16 protein-coding genes are annotated in these 15,972 nt (G+C 63.2%); 14 read left to right on the top strand and 2 right to left on the bottom strand.

The genetic code is table 11. The features are described from left to right. Window positions 1-116: 116 nt before the first annotated feature. A complete protein-coding gene (gene yjdN, locus ACOWVD_RS00860; protein ID WP_021505787.1) occupies window positions 117-536 on the top strand; it encodes a VOC family metalloprotein YjdN in 420 nt (139 codons plus the stop codon). Between the two features lie 15 nt (window positions 537-551). Here the strand turns inward: yjdN and ACOWVD_RS00855 are convergent, their stop codons facing one another. Next, a complete protein-coding gene (locus ACOWVD_RS00855) occupies window positions 552-746 on the bottom strand; it encodes a hypothetical protein (protein WP_049240706.1) in 195 nt (64 codons plus the stop codon). A 160-nt stretch (window positions 747-906) separates the two neighbouring features. Between ACOWVD_RS00855 and ACOWVD_RS00850 the strand changes: the two genes are divergently transcribed. Both ACOWVD_RS00850 and ACOWVD_RS00845 read left to right on the top strand, forming a co-directional pair. Then, window positions 907-2,460, top strand: coding sequence for a sensor domain-containing diguanylate cyclase (locus tag ACOWVD_RS00850; protein ID WP_049240708.1), 1,554 nt, complete (start codon window positions 907-909; stop codon window positions 2,458-2,460). A 479-nt stretch (window positions 2,461-2,939) separates the two neighbouring features. Then, a complete protein-coding gene (locus ACOWVD_RS00845; protein ID WP_049240709.1) occupies window positions 2,940-3,833 on the top strand; it encodes a Kdo hydroxylase family protein in 894 nt (297 codons plus the stop codon). A gap of 43 nt (window positions 3,834-3,876) precedes the next feature. On the opposite strand, the gene paaZ is transcribed toward ACOWVD_RS00845, so the two are convergent. After that, the gene (paaZ, locus tag ACOWVD_RS00840) at window positions 3,877-5,943 is read right to left on the bottom strand and encodes a phenylacetic acid degradation bifunctional protein PaaZ (protein ID WP_197799118.1); all 2,067 of its coding nucleotides are present in this window, start codon (window positions 5,941-5,943) and stop codon (window positions 3,877-3,879) included. Window positions 5,944-6,259: 316 nt separating this feature from the next. On the opposite strand from paaZ, the gene paaA reads away from it, so the two are divergent. From paaA to paaK, 11 genes are read left to right on the top strand one after another with little or no spacing between them, the layout of a single operon-like run. After that, window positions 6,260-7,198, top strand: coding sequence for a 1,2-phenylacetyl-CoA epoxidase subunit PaaA (gene paaA / locus ACOWVD_RS00835; RefSeq protein ID WP_164095710.1), 939 nt, complete (start codon window positions 6,260-6,262; stop codon window positions 7,196-7,198). 21 nt (window positions 7,199-7,219) lie between these two features. Then, window positions 7,220-7,507, top strand: coding sequence for a 1,2-phenylacetyl-CoA epoxidase subunit PaaB (paaB, locus tag ACOWVD_RS00830; protein ID WP_004935173.1), 288 nt, complete (start codon window positions 7,220-7,222; stop codon window positions 7,505-7,507). A gap of 8 nt (window positions 7,508-7,515) precedes the next feature. After that, window positions 7,516-8,274: a 1,2-phenylacetyl-CoA epoxidase subunit PaaC gene (gene paaC, locus ACOWVD_RS00825; RefSeq protein WP_164095709.1), complete on the top strand. Its 759-nt coding sequence runs from the start codon at window positions 7,516-7,518 to the stop codon at window positions 8,272-8,274. 9 nt (window positions 8,275-8,283) lie between these two features. Next, window positions 8,284-8,781, top strand: coding sequence for a 1,2-phenylacetyl-CoA epoxidase subunit PaaD (gene paaD / locus ACOWVD_RS00820; RefSeq protein WP_015378350.1), 498 nt, complete (start codon window positions 8,284-8,286; stop codon window positions 8,779-8,781). Between the two features lie 13 nt (window positions 8,782-8,794). After that, complete coding sequence (gene paaE / locus ACOWVD_RS00815; RefSeq protein WP_197763445.1) at window positions 8,795-9,853, top strand: 1,2-phenylacetyl-CoA epoxidase subunit PaaE; 1,059 nt, start codon at window positions 8,795-8,797, stop codon at window positions 9,851-9,853. Between the two features lie 8 nt (window positions 9,854-9,861). Next, window positions 9,862-10,635, top strand: coding sequence for a 2,3-dehydroadipyl-CoA hydratase PaaF (gene paaF, locus ACOWVD_RS00810; RefSeq protein WP_197763444.1), 774 nt, complete (start codon window positions 9,862-9,864; stop codon window positions 10,633-10,635). Window positions 10,636-10,638: 3 nt separating this feature from the next. Beyond that, entirely contained in the window at window positions 10,639-11,430 is a 792-nt protein-coding gene (gene paaG / locus ACOWVD_RS00805; RefSeq protein ID WP_171454301.1) for a 2-(1,2-epoxy-1,2-dihydrophenyl)acetyl-CoA isomerase PaaG, read from the top strand. 2 nt (window positions 11,431-11,432) lie between these two features. Further along, on the top strand, window positions 11,433-12,965 hold the full coding sequence (locus ACOWVD_RS00800; protein ID WP_421079965.1) for a 3-hydroxyacyl-CoA dehydrogenase: 1,533 nt from the start codon (window positions 11,433-11,435) through the stop codon (window positions 12,963-12,965). Continuing rightward, window positions 12,962-13,402, top strand: a complete 441-nt coding sequence (paaI, locus tag ACOWVD_RS00795) for a hydroxyphenylacetyl-CoA thioesterase PaaI (RefSeq protein WP_033639965.1) — start codon at window positions 12,962-12,964, stop codon at window positions 13,400-13,402. The genes ACOWVD_RS00800 and paaI overlap by 4 nt, the downstream gene beginning before the upstream one ends. Further along, entirely contained in the window at window positions 13,399-14,604 is a 1,206-nt protein-coding gene (gene pcaF / locus ACOWVD_RS00790; protein ID WP_164095705.1) for a 3-oxoadipyl-CoA thiolase, read from the top strand. Before paaI ends, pcaF begins: the two co-directional genes overlap by 4 nt. A 15-nt stretch (window positions 14,605-14,619) precedes the next feature. After that, window positions 14,620-15,927, top strand: a complete 1,308-nt coding sequence (gene paaK / locus ACOWVD_RS00785; RefSeq protein ID WP_004935199.1) for a phenylacetate--CoA ligase PaaK — start codon at window positions 14,620-14,622, stop codon at window positions 15,925-15,927. The last annotated feature ends 45 nt before the right edge of the window (window positions 15,928-15,972 follow it).

Here is a 15,972-nt window from a genome sequence, read left to right as displayed (position 1 = left end):
TCTGCGCCAGGGGAACTACACTAGTAAGTCACCGACGGCAATTATTGCCGCCAGCAATCATTTCGTCCGCCCGAGAGTCGGTCGTTGCCTGTCGGGCCATAATCGAGGTCAATGTCATGCTGGTACAACCCTATCTGTTTTTCAGCGGTAACTGTGAGCAAGCGATTAACTTCTACGTACAGCAGTTGAATGCCAAAGTTGAAATGGTCATGCGCTTTAAAGACATGCCCGAAGAAGCCCGGCAAGGCGGATCGCAGGACGTCAATCCGGAAGCGATCATGCATGCGCGCCTGCTGATCGGCGAAGGCGTGCTGATGGCCTCCGACGGCTGTCCGCAAGATGACAGCGGCGGTGCTTCTCACAAAGGTTTCTCGCTGTCGCTGAACCCCAGCGATGCGGAACAAGGACGCAAACTGTTCGACAATCTGGCGCAGGGCGGCCAGGTGACGATGCCTTACCAAGCCACCTTCTGGGCCAAAGGTTTTGGCATGCTGACCGACAAATTCGGCGTCAACTGGATGATCAACGTCGAATAACCCGTCATGGCGCCGCTAACTATAGCGGTGCCAGTCATACGCCGCCTTGGCGAACAACACGAACAGCAGCGCCAACAGCGCTAATCCCAACCGCCAATAGGGCGAGCGGCGGCGGCGCCAGGCGAAGTACATCATTACCGCCAGCGTTCCCAGCGTAAGGGGGTAATACACCGCCAGCGTCAGTAAAGCGATAATGATATAATCCGACATTGCTCTTTCACTCCGACGTATTCACACCGCCGCTGATGCGGGTTGCGATCGGCCTTTCGCCTTACCGCCTCGTTAAGGACTAGTGGTCTGCCGCATTTATGCATAAAATATAAGACTGCTCTTAACTCAAATCGAGCGATAATCGCACAACAAGGGTGACATGACTCAGCAGCAACCCATACAGGATGCCGTGCCGGCGCGCAGCGTTAAAAGCTCCCCATTATTATTTCAGGCCGGCGTGTTTGTCATCATCGTTGCCGCCACGCTGATCCTCTTTAACAGTTGGCAAATCTGGAACGCGCACCAGCGCGACCTGCGCAGCGCCGAACATGAATCCGCCAACCTCGCCCGTTCGTTGGCGCAGCATGCCGACGATACATTCATGCAGGTGGACGGCAATCTGCTCGATCTGACCGAACGTCTCCAGACCGACGGGCTGGGCTCATCGCAGCTGACGCGACTGCAGCGGGTGATGCAAACGCAGGTCAGCTATCTGCCGCAGCTGCATGGGCTGTTCATCTACGATGCGGATGGCCGCTGGCTGGCGACCTCCTCGGGCAAATTCATCAAGGACGCCAACAACGCCGATCGCGATTACTTCAAATACCATCAAAACCGCGATGGCGGCGGTCTGTACATCGGCAAGGTGATCCGCAGCCGCACCACCGGCGAGCTGATCATTCCCGTTTCGCGGCGTTTCAACAATCCGGACGGCAGCTTTGGCGGCGTGGTGCTGGCGACGCTGTACGTCGATTATTTCCGCCAGTTTTACGACAGCTTCGCCCTCAACACCGACGCCTCACTGAACCTGCTGCTGGCGGACGGCACCATCCTTTACCGCCGCCCATATTCGGCGGCGTCGATCGGTAAAAACATCGCCAAGGGTGTGCTGTTCAGCGAAATTTTGCCGCATTCGGAATTCGGTAACGCCACCATCACCTCGCTGTACGACAAAGTGGAACGCATCTACGGCTATTCGCGGGTCAATCGCTTTCCGTTGGTGATCGCCGCCGGGCTGTCGAAACGCGACGTGCTGGCGGACTGGCGCACCGACGCGGGTCTGTTCGCCGCCGGTGGCCTCTCTCTGTTGATGATCCTATTGGCGATGGGCATGGTGCTGCTGCGGCAAATCAAGCACAGCATGCAAACCGAAGCCGAGCTGATGCGCACCCGCGATCAGCTGACCAGCATCAACCAGATGCTCGAAGAACTGGCGCTGCTGGACGGCCTGACCGGGCTGGCCAACCGCCGCCAGTTTGATATCGCGCTGAAGAACGAGCTGGCGCGGGCTTCGCGCAACTATCGCAGCGTGGCGCTGCTGATGTTGGATATCGACTATTTCAAGCAGTATAACGACAGCTATGGCCACGTCGCCGGTGACCAGTGCCTGCAGCAGATCGGCCAGACGCTGAAAGGGTTGGCGTGCCGCAGCAACGATATTCTGGCGCGCTACGGCGGCGAAGAGATGGGGATTATCCTGCCGGATACCGACGTGCAGGGCGCGCTGATTTTCGCCGAACGCGTCATCCAGGCGGTGCGCGATCTGAAGATCCCGCATCTGGGCAACCCGCACGGCATCGTCACCATCAGCATCGGTATCTGCGCCAAAGTGCCGCATATGTATAACGATACGCCGATCAGCTTTATCAATGAGGCGGACAGTGCGTTGTATCAGGCCAAGAAAAAAGGCAAAAACTGCATTTACGGCGCTTAATCATTAATCGGGCCACCAAATTTTGGCGGCCCGATTTATTACCAACCAAAATGAAATAATTCCTCTCCGCAACATTATTTTCCCGGGTTACCCTGCGCTCTGAATAAAATAACGCCAATAATAAGCGTAATATTTATTTCCATTAAAATTCAACAAGATGAAAAACCGCCATTCCACAGACAATTCGTGCCATTTTTGATTATTCGTGCCTACGCACAGCCCCGTTTAGCCCTCGTTTACTTTTCATTGGTATTGCCGGTGATATCCTTATCAGGACTATTCTCTATATCAGGAAGCCATCGCACGCTTCGGCGCACTGCGCCCTGCTGATACATCCATAATAGAACCCACAAATTTCACGTTGCAATTGAGCGGCCTGCTGACGCCGCTCCAGCCAGCCACTGCGCAAGCCAGTGCAGCCAATCACGCGGCAACCTGAAAGACGGGAATAAAGCGATATAGATTTGCGAGGAGATCTCATGCCTACTGGCGATATTATGCGTGAACAGGCCGTCCTGACGCTGCCGTTGCGACAATGGGCGGCAGCGGAAGCATCCAGCGCGGTCAGCGAACTGGAACAGGGCAAGGTACTGTTTCTGCCCGAACTGGCCTTCACCCTGTCTGAGCAGGAAATGCCGCTGCTGGATCCGACGCTGGTCGATCCGAAGCGCAAAAACATCAGCTATCAACCGCTGTCCGGCAAGCTGACCGGCGTCGCCGTCGCGGAACGTCGGCAACAGGTTCAGCAACTGCTGGAGCGCTATTATCAATCTTGCCGCCAGCTGATCGCCGGGCTGTTGCCCGAGTATCAGGAGGCGCTGCGCCACCCGACCGGCAGCCTGCGTTTGCACCCGGTTTCCGCCTGGCGTGCGACCAGTTCCTGGCGCAAAGACGACAGCCGCCTGCACGTTGACGCTTTCCCGTCGCGCCCGAACTACGGCGAACGCATTCTGCGCATTTTCACCAACATCAACCCGCACGGCGAGCCTCGCCAATGGCGCGTCGGCGAGCCGTTCCCTGAGCTGGCGGCACGCTTTATGCCGCGCCTCGCACGCTACTCCGCCCTCAGCAGTTGGCTGCAGCATCAGGTGCGCATCACCAAGACCCGCCGCAGCCATTATGACCACCTGATGCTGCAGTTGCATGACGCCATGAAGGCCGACGGCGATTATCAGCAACGGGGTCCGCAGCTGGCGCTGGAATTCCCACCGGGCAGCAGCTGGATTTGCTTCTCGGATCAAACGCCGCACGCCGCAATGGGCGGCCAGTTTATGCTGGAACAGACCTTCCTGTTGCCGGTGAACAAGATGCAGGATCCGCAGCGTTCGCCGCTGAAAGTGCTGGAACAGCTGCGCGGGCAGTCGCTGATCTGAATGGCTCGCCGCCGCCGGGGCGCCGGCGGCGGCGAAACGCGCATTATGCCTCGAAGTCCCCTTGCTGGCGCGCCACCAGCGTCAGGATGCTGTACAGCGCCACCGGTTGCTGTTCCTGATTCAACACCTGAACATCCCACACCACCACGCCGTGCGGCCGATCTTCGGCGGTTTTCTGCGGCTTGCGGATTTTCTTTTTGCAGGTCAGCCGCACCTGAATGGTGTCGCCGATCTTCACCGGTTCAATAAAACGCAGATTCTCCATGCCATAGTTGGCGATCACCGGCCCGACGGCGGCGTCGACAAACAGCCCGGCCGCAGCGGACACCACAAAGTAACCGTGCGCCACCCGCTCGCCGAACAGCGAATCGGCAGCGCCGATCTTGTCCATGTGCGCGTAAAAGTGGTCGCCGCTCAGGCAGGCGAAGTTGACGATATCCGCCTCGGTCACGGTGCGGCGCGCGGTCAACAGGCTGTCGCCCAGTTGCAGCTGCTCGAAATATTTGCGGAACGGATGCACCGGATGCTCAGCGACCGGCGCGCCGCGCACCCATTCGCCGCCGATGGCCGCCAGCATCGCCGGGCTGCCCTGGATCGCCGTGCGCTGCATATAGTGCTTCACCGCGCGCAGTCCACCCAGCTCTTCACCGCCGCCAGCGCGCCCCGGGCCGCCGTGCACCAGCATCGGCAACGGCGAACCGTGGCCGGTGGATTCCGCCGCCGCCTGCTCATCCAAAATCAGCATACGTCCGTGAGCGCAGGCCGCCGCGCGGATAAAGCGCTTGGCCAGCGCCGGATCGGCGGTCACCAGCGATCCCGCCAGGCTGCCCTGCCCCAGCAACGCCAACGCGATCGCCTGCTCGGTATCCGCATACGGCATCAGCGTCGCCACCGGGCCGAAGGCCTCAGTGCCGTGCACCGCCTGATGGGTGAACGGATCGGCGCAATACAGCAGGGTCGGCGGATAAAACGCCCCGCCGCGCGCGCCGTCGCCCATGACTTCCAGCTTATCCAACGACGCGCCGCACAGCGGTTCGCAGCCGTTGCGCAGCAGGAACTCCACCTTGCTTTGCACATCATCACGCTGCTCGTGGCTGACCAGCGCCCCCATGCGCACCTGCTCCAACTGCGGGTCGCCCACCGTCACCCCCGCCAGACGCTGCAACAAGGCCTGACGCACCGCCGCCACCTGCGCCGCCGGCACGATGATGCGGCGGATCGCGGTGCACTTCTGCCCCGCCTTGGCGGTCATTTCACGGCATACTTCTTTGATAAACAGCGCAAATTCCGGCATCTCCGGCGTCACGTCTTCCGCCAGCACGCAGCAGTTGAGCGAATCCGCCTCCATGGTGAACGCGATCGATTTCTCCAACAGCCGCGGATGCGCCCGCAGCCGCTGGCCGGTCTGCGCCGAACCGGTGAACGTTACCGCATCCTGATAATCCAGGTGCGCAAACATGTCGCCGACGCCGCCGCATACCAACTGCAGCGCGCCTTCCGGCACCAGCCCACTGTCGACGATCAGCCTGACCATCGCCTGCGTCAGCTGCGCGGTGGCGGTGGCCGGCTTGATGATGGCCGGCATGCCCGCCAGCCAGGTCGGCGCCAGTTTTTCCAGCATGCCCCAGCAAGGGAAGTTGAAGGCGTTGATATGCAGCGCCACGCCGGGGCGCGAGGTCAATACGTGGCGGGCGGCGAACTGCGCCTGTTTCGACAGCGGGATCAGCTCATCTTCCGGCCACAGCGTATCGTCCGGCAGATCGCGGCCGGCCATGCCGGCATAGGCGAACAGCGTGGCGATGCCGCCTTCGATATCGACCCAGCCGTCGCTGCGCGTCGCCCCGGTTTGATAGGAAATCTGATACAGCGCCTCTTTATGCGCCAGCAAGTGTTTCGCCATCGCTTTCAGCATCTGGGCGCGCTGCTGGAACGTCATGTGCGCCAGCGCCGGGCCGCCGTGGCTGCGGGCATAGCTCAAGCTGGCCGCTAACGGCAGGCCGTCGGAGCAAACCTGGTACAGCGCTTCGCCGGTTACGGCGTGACGGATCTCGCGCGCCTCTCCCTGCCCGTACACCCAGGCGCCAGAAAGATAACTGTGTAACTGCTGCATGTGCCCTCCGGAATTCATAAATTTTCACAATACAGCTTAATTACGTATCACATAAATGCCAGTCGACGCCAAACTCAATTTTAACAAAAAGAGAACAAGAAGCGTTTTCAAGCCGTTTCCCCTGGCATTAACACGGAGTCACTGCTTATATTTATCAAATAAAATCAAAAAATTAACAAAAACACTTGTGAGTACGCTCGCAAAACCACATAAATCTCGTTTGATCTTTTTGTTATCAGTTTGTAGCCTTATGGTTAGTTAAAGTGATTCACATTTTATATTTAGTGTGAAAAACACGAATCACCAAGAGGCAAGCATGACAACTGACGCACAGTATCAGCAGCATTTCGACGACAAGATCGCGGCGGATATCGCCATTGAGGCTAAAGACTGGATGCCGGACGCCTATCGTCAGAACCTGATTCGGCAGATCGGCCAACACGCCCACTCGGAAGTCATCGGCATGCTGCCGGAAGCCAACTGGCTGACACGTGCCCCCACGCTGCGCCGCAAGGCGGTGCTGCTGGCCAAAGTGCAGGATGAGGCCGGCCACGGTCTGTACCTCTACAGCGCCGCCGAGACCCTCGGCTGTTCGCGCCAGGACATCTACCAAAAGATGCTCGACGGCAAGATGAAATACTCCTCTATCTTCAATTACCCCACGCTCAACTGGGCGGATATCGGCGTGATCGGCTGGCTGGTCGACGGCGCCGCCATCGTCAACCAGGTGGCGCTGTGCCGCGCGTCCTACGGCCCCTATGCGCGGGCGATGGTGAAGATCTGCAAAGAGGAGAGCTTCCACCAGCGCCAGGGCTACGAGGCGGTGATGGCGATGGCCAACGGCAGCGACACGCAGCGCGCCATGCTGCAGGACGCCATCGATCGCTTCTGGTGGCCGGTGCTGATGATGTTCGGCCCGAGCGACGCCGACTCCCCCCACAGCGCCCAGAGCATGGCGTGGAAAATCAAACGCCACAGCAACGATGAGCTGCGGCAGAAGTTCGTCGACAACACCGTACCGCAGCTGGAAGTGCTGGGCATGACGGCGCCGGATCCGGATCTGCACTGGGATGCCGCTGCCGGCCACTATCGCTTCGGCGAGATCGACTGGAGCGAGCTGCATGAGGTGATCAAAGGGCGTGGCCAATGCAACCACGAACGCCTGCAGGCCAAACGCCGCGCCTGGGAAGACGGCGCCTGGGTGCGTGACGGCGCCATGGCCCACGCCGCGAAAAACGCCGCTTCCGCCGCATAGCCAACATAAGGAACCGAGATCATGAGCCACGTTGAATGGCCGCTGTATGAAGTGTTTATCCGCAGCAAACAAGGGCTGGCGCATCGCCACGTTGGCAGCCTGCACGCCGCCGACGACCAAATGGCGCTGGAAAACGCCCGCGACGCCTACACGCGCCGTAATGAAGGCTGCTCGATTTGGGTGGTGCAATCCCGCCATCTGATCGCCTCGCAGCCGGAAGATCGCGGCGCCTTCTTCGATCCTTCTGAAGACAAGATCTACCGTCATCCGACGTTTTACACCATTCCCGACGGCATCAAGAACATGTAGAGGCGACCATGACGGTTAACGATCCGCGCATCAGCTATTTGCTTCGCCAGGGCGACACGCCTCTGATCCTCGCCCAGCGCCTGTGCGCCTGGTGCGGCCACGCGCCCGAGCTGGAGATCGATCTGGCGTTGGCCAACATCGGGCTCGATCTGCTCGGCCAGGCGCGCAACTTCCTGGGCTACGCCGCCGAACTGGCCGGGCCGCCCTGCAGCGAAGACAGCCTGGCCTTCGGGCGCGACGAACGCCAGTTTCATAACCTGCTGCTGGCGGAACAGCCGAACGGCGGTTTCAACGACACGTTGGTGCGCCAGTTCCTGCTCGACGTCTACCACGTGCAGCTGCACCAGGCGTTGAGCCGCAGCGGCGATGCGCAGATCGCCGCCATCGCTGCCAAGTCGTTGAAGGAGGCCGATTACCACCTGCGCTTCAGCCGCGGCTGGATGATCCGCCTCGGCGACGGCAACGACGTCAGCCACCGCAAGATCCAGCAGTCGCTGGATAACCTGTGGCGCTTCACCGCCGAGCTGTTCCACGCCGACGCGCTGGAGCTTGAGCTGGCGGAACAGGGCATCGCCGTCGATCCGCGCGAGCTGCAGACTCCCTGGCAAGCGCAGGTGGAAGAGACACTGCGCCAGGCGACATTGACGCTGCCCGCCGAGCAGGCGTTCCGGCACGGCGGCAAACAAGGCCGACACAGTGAACACCTCGGCCCGCTGCTGGCGGAGATGCAGTTCCTGCAACGCGCCTATCCAAACGGCCAATGGTAGGAGGCCGCGATGAACGTCACTCGTTTGCAACCCGCTGAAATCCCGCAGATTTGGCACTGTCTGCAACAGATCAGCGATCCCGAGCTGCCGGTGCTGTCGATCACCGATTTGGGCATGGTGCGCGACGTGGCGCGCGACGGCAACGGCTGGCGCGTGACCTTCACCCCCACCTACTCCGGCTGCCCGGCCACCGAATTTTTGCTCAACGCCATTGAGCAGCGGCTGACGGCCGCCGGCTTCAGCCCGGTGCAGGTGGACATTCGCCTCAGCCCGGCCTGGACCACCGACTGGATGAACGCCGACGCCCGCGAACGGCTGCGGCAATACGGCGTAGCGCCGCCGCAGGGCCACACCTGCGATCGGCCGCACGCCCACGGCCCGGTAGCCTGCCCGCGCTGCGGCAGCACCCACAGCGAGAAGATCAGCGAGTTCGGCTCCACCGCCTGTAAAGCGCTGTACCGCTGCTGCGACTGCCGGGAACCGTTCGATTATTTCAAATGCATATAGGAGCGCTGACACCATGACGGTCTTTCATCGCCTGAACGTCGCCGCCATCGAGCGCGAAACGCCGGACGCCGTAGCCATCACCCTGCGGGTGCCCGAAGAGCTGCAAAACCAATACCGCTACACCCCCGGCCAGCACCTGACGCTCAAGGCGCTAGTCAACGGCGAAGAGCTGCGGCGTTGCTATTCCATCTGCAGTTCGCCGCAGGAAGGCCTGCTGCAGATCGGCGTAAAAGCGATTGATCAGGGCCGTTTCTCCGGCTTCGTCAACCGCATGCTGAAAGTCGGCGATGCGCTGGAAGTGATGGTGCCGCAGGGGCGCTTCGGCTATCAGCCGCAGGCGGAGCGCCGCGGCAACTATCTGGCGATCGCCGCCGGCTCCGGCATCACGCCGATGCTGTCGATCATCAAGGCGACGCTGCAGCTTGAGCCGGGCAGCAGCTTCACCCTGATCTACGGCAACCGCAACAGCCGTTCAATGATGTTCAAAGAGGCGCTGTCGGATCTGAAAAACCGCTATCCGCAGCGTTTTCAGCCGCTGTACCTGTTCAGCCAGGAGAGCCTCGACAGCCCGCTGCTCAGCGGCCGCATCGACCGTGAGCGCCTGGCGGCGATCGGCGGCGCGCTGCTGGATTTCCGCGACTATGACCACGCCTTCATCTGCGGGCCGGAATCGATGATGGACGACGCGCAGACCGTGCTGGAACAGGCCGGCGTACCGGCCAACCACATCCACAGCGAACGTTTCAACACCAGCGGCCTGGTCGCCCGCCCGCGCCACAGCGGCGATCGCAATGCCACCCGAGTGGCGATCCTGCTCGACGGCCGCCGATTGGATATCGAGGTCGGCGAACAGGACGACAGCATTCTCGATGCCGCGCTGCGCCAGGGCGCCGATCTGCCCTACGCCTGCAAAGGCGGCGTGTGCGCCACCTGCAAATGCCGTCTGAAGGCCGGCCAGGTGGAGATGGGCGTCAACTACAGCCTTGAGCCGGATCAGCTGGCGGCGGACTACGTATTGAGCTGCCAGTCGTGGCCGAAAGGCGACGGCGTGGTGTTGGACTTCGACGTCTAGGAGCCGCGATGGATACCCCGTTTATTTTGCATCAGCAGCAACACCGCGTGGTCACGCTGACGCTGCATCGCCCGGAGGCGCGCAACGCCCTGAGCACGCCGTGCCTGGAACAGCTGGTTGCCCGGCTGGAGCAGGCCGACGCCGACAGCGGCGTGGGCGCCGTGGTGATCGCCGGCGCCGCGCGCTTCTTCGCCGCCGGCGCCGATCTGCGCGAACTGCAACAACAGGATCTGCCGGCCGCGCTGGCGGACAGCCGTCCGCAGCTGTGGCAACGTCTGGCGCAGTTCAGCAAGCCGCTGCTGGCGGCGGTGAACGGTTATGCCCTGGGCGCCGGCTGCGAGCTGGCGCTGGCCTGCGACATCGTTATCGGCGGCGAAAGCGCCCGCTTCGGCCTGCCGGAGATCACCCTCGGCCTGATGCCAGGCGCCGGCGGCACCCAGCGCCTGATCCGCTGCGTCGGCAAGGCGCGCGCCAGCCAGATGGTGCTGACCGGCGAAGCCATCGACGCCCGCATCGCGCTGCAGGCCGGCCTTATCAGCGAAGTATGCGTCGATGCCCTGACGCTGGAGCGCACGCAGCAGATTGCCGATCGCATCAGCCGCCAGGCGCCGCTGGCGCTGCGCGCCGCCAAACAGGCGCTGAAACAGGCCGAGGAAATCGGCCTTAGCCAGGGACTGGCGATGGAGCGTCAGCAATTTGTCACCCTGGCCGCCACCGACGATCGCCGCGAAGGCATCGCCGCCTTTTTCGAAAAACGTACGCCAAACTATCAGGGGCGCTGATTTATGGATAACGCATTGATTCTCAGCCATCTCGACGCCGGCGTGTTGACGCTGACCCTCAACCGGCCGGATCGGCTCAACAGCTTTAATGACGAGATGCATCGCCAGTTGAGTGAAGCGCTGACGCAGGCCGAGCGCGACGACAGCGTGCGCTGCCTGCTGATCGCCGGCGCCGGGCGCGGTTTCTGCGCCGGGCAGGATCTCAACGATCGCAACGTCAGCGCCGATCAACAGGCGCCGGATCTCGGCCTGTCGGTCGAACGTTTCTACAACCCCCTGATCCGCCGCCTGACCGCCCTGCCGAAACCGGTGGTATGCGCGGTCAACGGCGTGGCGGCCGGCGCCGGCGCCGCACTGGCCCTGGCGTGCGACATCGTCATCGCCGCCGACAACGCCAGCTTTATTCAGTCGTTCTGCCGTTTGGGGCTGGTGCCGGATTCCGGCGGCAGCTGGTTCCTGCCGCGGCTGGCCGGCCACGCCCGCGCCATGGGCATGGCCTTGCTGGGTGACAAAATCAGCGCCCAACAGGCGCTGGAGTGGGGCATGATCTGGCAGGTGGTATCGGCGGAGGAGTTGGCCGACCGCACGCAAACGCTGGCGCGCCATCTGGCCACCCAGCCGACTTACGGTCTGGGTCTTATCAAGAAAGCCATCTACAGCTCGGCCACCAACAGCCTCGATCAGCAGCTCGATCTGGAGCGCGATCTGCAGCGATTGGGCGGCCGCAGCGACGACTACCGCGAAGGCGTCAGCGCGTTCTTCGCCAAACGCACGCCAAACTTCAGCGGGAAATAGCCATGAACGCGCCCCTTCTTAACGGCCAGGTGGCAGTGATCGGCGCCGGCACCATGGGCATCGGCATCGCCCAGGTGGCCGCCGCCGCCGGCCACCCGGTACGGCTGTTCGACATCGCGCCCGCCGCCGCCCAGCGCGCGATCGACGAACTCGCTCGCCGCCTGCGGCAGCGGGTCGACGGCGGCAAGGCCGACGCCAACGCCACCGAGGCGCTGCTGGCGCGCCTCGAACGCGCCGACTCGCTCGAGCAACTGGCCGACTGCACGCTGGTGATTGAAGCGGTGGCGGAAAATCTGGCGATTAAGCAGAGCCTGTTCCGCGATCTGGAAGCGGTCTGCTCGCCCACGGCGCTGTTCGCCAGCAATACCTCTTCGCTGTCGATCACCGCCATCGCCGGCGCCTTGCAACACCCGGCGCGCATGGCCGGGCTGCACTTCTTCAACCCGGCGCCACTGATGAAGCTGGTGGAGATCGTCAGCGGTCTGGAGACCGGGGCCGAGACCCTCGCGGCGCTGCAGGCCCTGGCGCAGCGCTGGGGTAAGCAAAGCGTCGTGTGCCGTTCAACGCCGGGATTCATCGTCAACCGCGTGGCGCGGCCGTTCTACGCCGAAACCCTGCGCGCGCTGGAAGAACGGGTGGCCGACGCGGCCACCCTGGATGCAGTCATGCGCGACGCCGGCGGCTTCGCCATGGGCCCGCTGCAGTTGACCGATCTGATCGGCCAGGACGTCAATTACGCCGTGACCGACTCGGTGTATCAGGCCTTCTACCAGGATCCGCGCTTCACCCCCTCTCTGGTGCAGCAGGAGTTGGTGGCCGCCGGACATCTCGGCCGCAAATCCGGCCGCGGCTTCTACCGCTACGACGCGCAACGCCCCGCCGCAGAGATGATCGCCTTTGCGCCGCCGGCGCAGGCCGCGCCGCCGCAACGCGTCACGCTGCACGGCGACTGGTCTTCGCTGGCCGATTTCGCGGAACTGTTGATCGAAAATGCGGGGGCGATCAAACAACCTGGCCAGACCAGCCCGTACCTCACGATCGACGACGTTACACTGATGTTAACCAATGGTAAAACCGCCGGCCAACTGGCCGACGAACGTGGAACGCCTGTGGTGCTGTTCGATCTCTGTGCCGACTATGCGCATGCCTCCGCCATCACCATCAGCTGCGCGGCGCAAAACGGCGCGCAACACAATGCCAACGCGATTCGCCTACTGCAGTCCCTCGGCAAGCAGGTCATTCAACTGCCGGATTATCCCGGCCTGCTGACGATGCGCACCCTGGCCATGCTGGCCAACGAAGCGCTCGACGTGGTGAACAAAGGCGTCGCCGGCGCCGAAGATACCGATCTGGCGATGCTGCGCGGCGTCAACTATCCGCGCGGCCCGCTGGCCTGGGGCGCCGCACTCGGCTGGCGTCACATTCTGACGACGCTGGAAAACCTGCAACGCTATTACGGCGAAGCGCGCTATCGCCCGATGCCGCTGCTGCGCCGCTACGCTTCCCCCGCCTCTTTCTCAGGAGCCGAACGATGAACGCCAATACGCCGCGCGCGCTGGCTCAGCGCTGCGCCGAACAGATGTTCCAGCAAGATACCTGCGCTCAGGCGATGGGGATGCACATCGACGCCGTCGACGCCGGATACGCGCAGGTCAGCATGACCGTCGGCCCGCAGATGCTCAACGGCCACCAAACCTGCCACGGCGGCCAACTGTTCAGCCTGGCGGACACCGCCTTCGCCTACGCCTGCAACAGCCAGGGGTTGGCGGCGGTGGCCTCCGGCTGCAGCATCGACTTCGTCCGCCCGGCACTGGCCGGCGATCGCCTCACCGCCAGCGCGCAGATGCGCCATCAGGGCAAAGCCACCGGGCTGTATGACGTCGAAATCGTTAACCAACGGGGCAAAACCGTCGCCTGGTTTCGCGGCCGCGCGCACCGCCTTGGCCACAGCATTTTAGGAGATCAGGCATGAATCAGGCATTTATCTGCGACGGCGTGCGCACCCCGATCGGCCGCTACGGCGGCGCGCTGGCGCAGGTGCGCGCTGACGACCTCGCCGCCCTGCCGCTGCGCGTGCTGCTGGAGCGCCATCCGCAGGTGGATTGGGCACAGCTGGACGACGTGATCCTCGGCTGCGCCAACCAGGCCGGGGAAGACAACCGCAACCTGGCGCGCATGGCGCTGCTGCTGGCCGGGCTGCCGGTCGGCGTTTCCGGCACCACCGTGAACCGCCTGTGCGGTTCGGGCCTGGACGCGCTGGCGATGGCGGCGCGCAGCATCAAAGCCGGCGACGCCGGGCTGATGCTGGCCGGCGGCGCGGAATCGATGACCCGAGCGCCGCTGGTGATGGGCAAGGCCGACAGCGCCTTCAGCCGCCAGGCGCAGCTGTACGACACCACCCTCGGCTGGCGCTTCGTCAACCCGCGGATGCAGGCCGAATTCGGCACCGATTCGATGCCGGAGACCGCCGAAAACGTCGCGGCGCAGTTCAATATCAGCCGCGCCGATCAGGACGCCTTTGCGCTGCGCAGCCAGCAGCGCGCCGCCCGGGCGCAGGCGCTGGGCCACCTGGCGCAGGAGATAGCCCCGGTCAGCCTCACCGGTAAAAAAGGCGCGGTCACCCTGTTCAGCCAGGATGAACACCCGCGCGCCGACACCACCTTCGAGCAGCTGCAGGCGCTGAAAACCCCATTCCGTCAGCCCGGCAGCGTCACCGCCGGCAACGCCTCGGGCCTGAACGACGGCGCGGCGGCGCTGATCGTCGCCTCCGAAGCAATGGCGGTGCGCCAGGGGCTGACGCCGCGCGCGCGCATCGTTGCCACCGCCACCTGCGGCGTGGAGCCGCGGCTGATGGGCATCGGCCCGCTGCCGGCCACCCGCAAGGTGCTGGAGATCGCCGGGCTGAGCCTGGCGCAGATGGACGTCATCGAACTGAACGAAGCGTTCGCCGCCCAGGCGTTGGCGGTGATGCGCCAGCTTGGCCTGCCGGACGATGCCCCGCAGGTTAACCCCAACGGCGGCGCGATCGCTCTGGGGCACCCACTGGGCATGAGCGGCGCGCGCCTGGCGCTGGCCGCCCTGTTTGAACTGGAACGGCGAGCCGGCCGCTACGCGCTTTGCACCATGTGCATCGGCGTCGGCCAAGGCATCGCCATGATCATTGAGCGTGTCTGACCCCTGAGGCTAACCATGACAATAAATCCACAGCCCCTCGAAACGATCGAATTCGCCTCGCGCGATGAGATTGAAGCGTTGCAGTTGGCGCGTCTGAAGTGGACGCTGCACCACGCCTATGACAATGTGCCGATGTACAAGCGCAAGTTCGATCAGGCCGGCGTACACCCCGACGATCTTAAGCAGCTGAGCGATCTGGCGCGCTTCCCCTACACCACCAAGCAGGATCTGCGCGACAACTACCCGTTCGACACCTTCGCGGTGCCGATGGAACAGGTGGTGCGCATCCACGCCTCCTCGGGCACCACCGGCCGCCCGACGGTGGTGGGCTACACCCAGCGCGACATCGATAACTGGGCCGATATCGTCGCCCGCTGCCTGCGCGCCGGCGGCGCCACCGCCAAAGACAAGGTGCACGTCGCCTACGGCTACGGCCTGTTCACCGGCGGCCTGGGCGCGCACTACGGCGCGGAGCGGCTCGGCGCGACGGTGATCCCGATGTCCGGCGGGCAGACGGAACGCCAGGCGCAGCTGATCCTCGACTTCAAACCCGACATCATCATGGTGACGCCGTCCTATTGCCTGACGCTAATCGACGAACTGGAGCGCAAGATGGGCGGCGACGCGCGCGGCTGTTCGCTGCGGCTCGGCGTGTTCGGCGCCGAACCCTGGACCGAAGCCCTGCGCCACGAAATCGAATCCCGCATGGGCATCAAGGCGCTGGATATCTATGGCCTGTCGGAGGTGATGGGGCCGGGCGTGGCGATGGAGTGTCTGGAAAGCGGCGGCGGCCCCACCATCTGGGAAGACCACTTCCTGCCGGAGATCATCTGCCCGGAGACCGGCGTCGCCCTGCCGGACGGCGAGCACGGCGAACTGGTGTTCACCACTCTGACCAAAGAGGCGCTGCCGGTGATCCGCTATCGCACCCGCGATCTCACCCGGCTGCTGCCGGGCGACGCGCGCCAAATGCGCCGCATGGGCAAGATCACCGGCCGCTCCGACGACATGCTGATCATCCGCGGCGTCAACGTCTTCCCGTCGCAGGTGGAAGAACAGATCATGCAGTTCGAGCAGCTGTCGCCGCACTATCAACTGCAGGTCAGCCGCAGCGGGCACCTGGACACGCTGGCGGTGCGCGTCGAGCTGAAAGAATCGGCGCTCAGCCTCAGCCACCAACAGCGTTGCGACATCTGCCACCAGCTGCGCCACCACATCAAATCGATCGTGGGCGTCAGCACCGACGTCAGCATCGCCAACTGCGGCGATATCCCGCGCTCGGAAGGCAAGGCGCAGCGCGTGGTCGATCTGCGGCCGCGCTGAGGCGCACGGCGTCACGGATGACGCCGCCCCAAATTATGTTAATGT

This window comes from Serratia sp. SA088 (genome assembly GCF_049065515.1).
Lineage (GTDB): Bacteria > Pseudomonadota > Gammaproteobacteria > Enterobacterales > Enterobacteriaceae > Serratia > Serratia nematodiphila.
Note: the sequence above shows the minus strand (reverse complement) of the source record. Positions and strands in the feature narration are given on the sequence as shown.

Coding starts and splice junctions, on each gene's coding strand:
- paaZ (WP_197799118.1), bottom strand. CDS start 5,943: ATGCAGCAGTTACACAGTTATCTTTCTGGCGCCTGGGTGTACGGGCAG.
- pcaF (WP_164095705.1), top strand. CDS start 13,399: ATGAATCAGGCATTTATCTGCGACGGCGTGCGCACCCCGATCGGCCGC.
- ACOWVD_RS00800 (WP_421079965.1), top strand. CDS start 11,433: ATGAACGCGCCCCTTCTTAACGGCCAGGTGGCAGTGATCGGCGCCGGC.
- paaC (WP_164095709.1), top strand. CDS start 7,516: ATGACGGTTAACGATCCGCGCATCAGCTATTTGCTTCGCCAGGGCGAC.
- paaG (WP_171454301.1), top strand. CDS start 10,639: ATGGATAACGCATTGATTCTCAGCCATCTCGACGCCGGCGTGTTGACG.
- ACOWVD_RS00855 (WP_049240706.1), bottom strand. CDS start 746: ATGTCGGATTATATCATTATCGCTTTACTGACGCTGGCGGTGTATTAC.
- paaA (WP_164095710.1), top strand. CDS start 6,260: ATGACAACTGACGCACAGTATCAGCAGCATTTCGACGACAAGATCGCG.
- paaK (WP_004935199.1), top strand. CDS start 14,620: ATGACAATAAATCCACAGCCCCTCGAAACGATCGAATTCGCCTCGCGC.
- paaI (WP_033639965.1), top strand. CDS start 12,962: ATGAACGCCAATACGCCGCGCGCGCTGGCTCAGCGCTGCGCCGAACAG.
- ACOWVD_RS00850 (WP_049240708.1), top strand. CDS start 907: ATGACTCAGCAGCAACCCATACAGGATGCCGTGCCGGCGCGCAGCGTT.
- paaB (WP_004935173.1), top strand. CDS start 7,220: ATGAGCCACGTTGAATGGCCGCTGTATGAAGTGTTTATCCGCAGCAAA.
- yjdN (WP_021505787.1), top strand. CDS start 117: ATGCTGGTACAACCCTATCTGTTTTTCAGCGGTAACTGTGAGCAAGCG.
- ACOWVD_RS00845 (WP_049240709.1), top strand. CDS start 2,940: ATGCCTACTGGCGATATTATGCGTGAACAGGCCGTCCTGACGCTGCCG.
- paaE (WP_197763445.1), top strand. CDS start 8,795: ATGACGGTCTTTCATCGCCTGAACGTCGCCGCCATCGAGCGCGAAACG.
- paaF (WP_197763444.1), top strand. CDS start 9,862: ATGGATACCCCGTTTATTTTGCATCAGCAGCAACACCGCGTGGTCACG.
- paaD (WP_015378350.1), top strand. CDS start 8,284: ATGAACGTCACTCGTTTGCAACCCGCTGAAATCCCGCAGATTTGGCAC.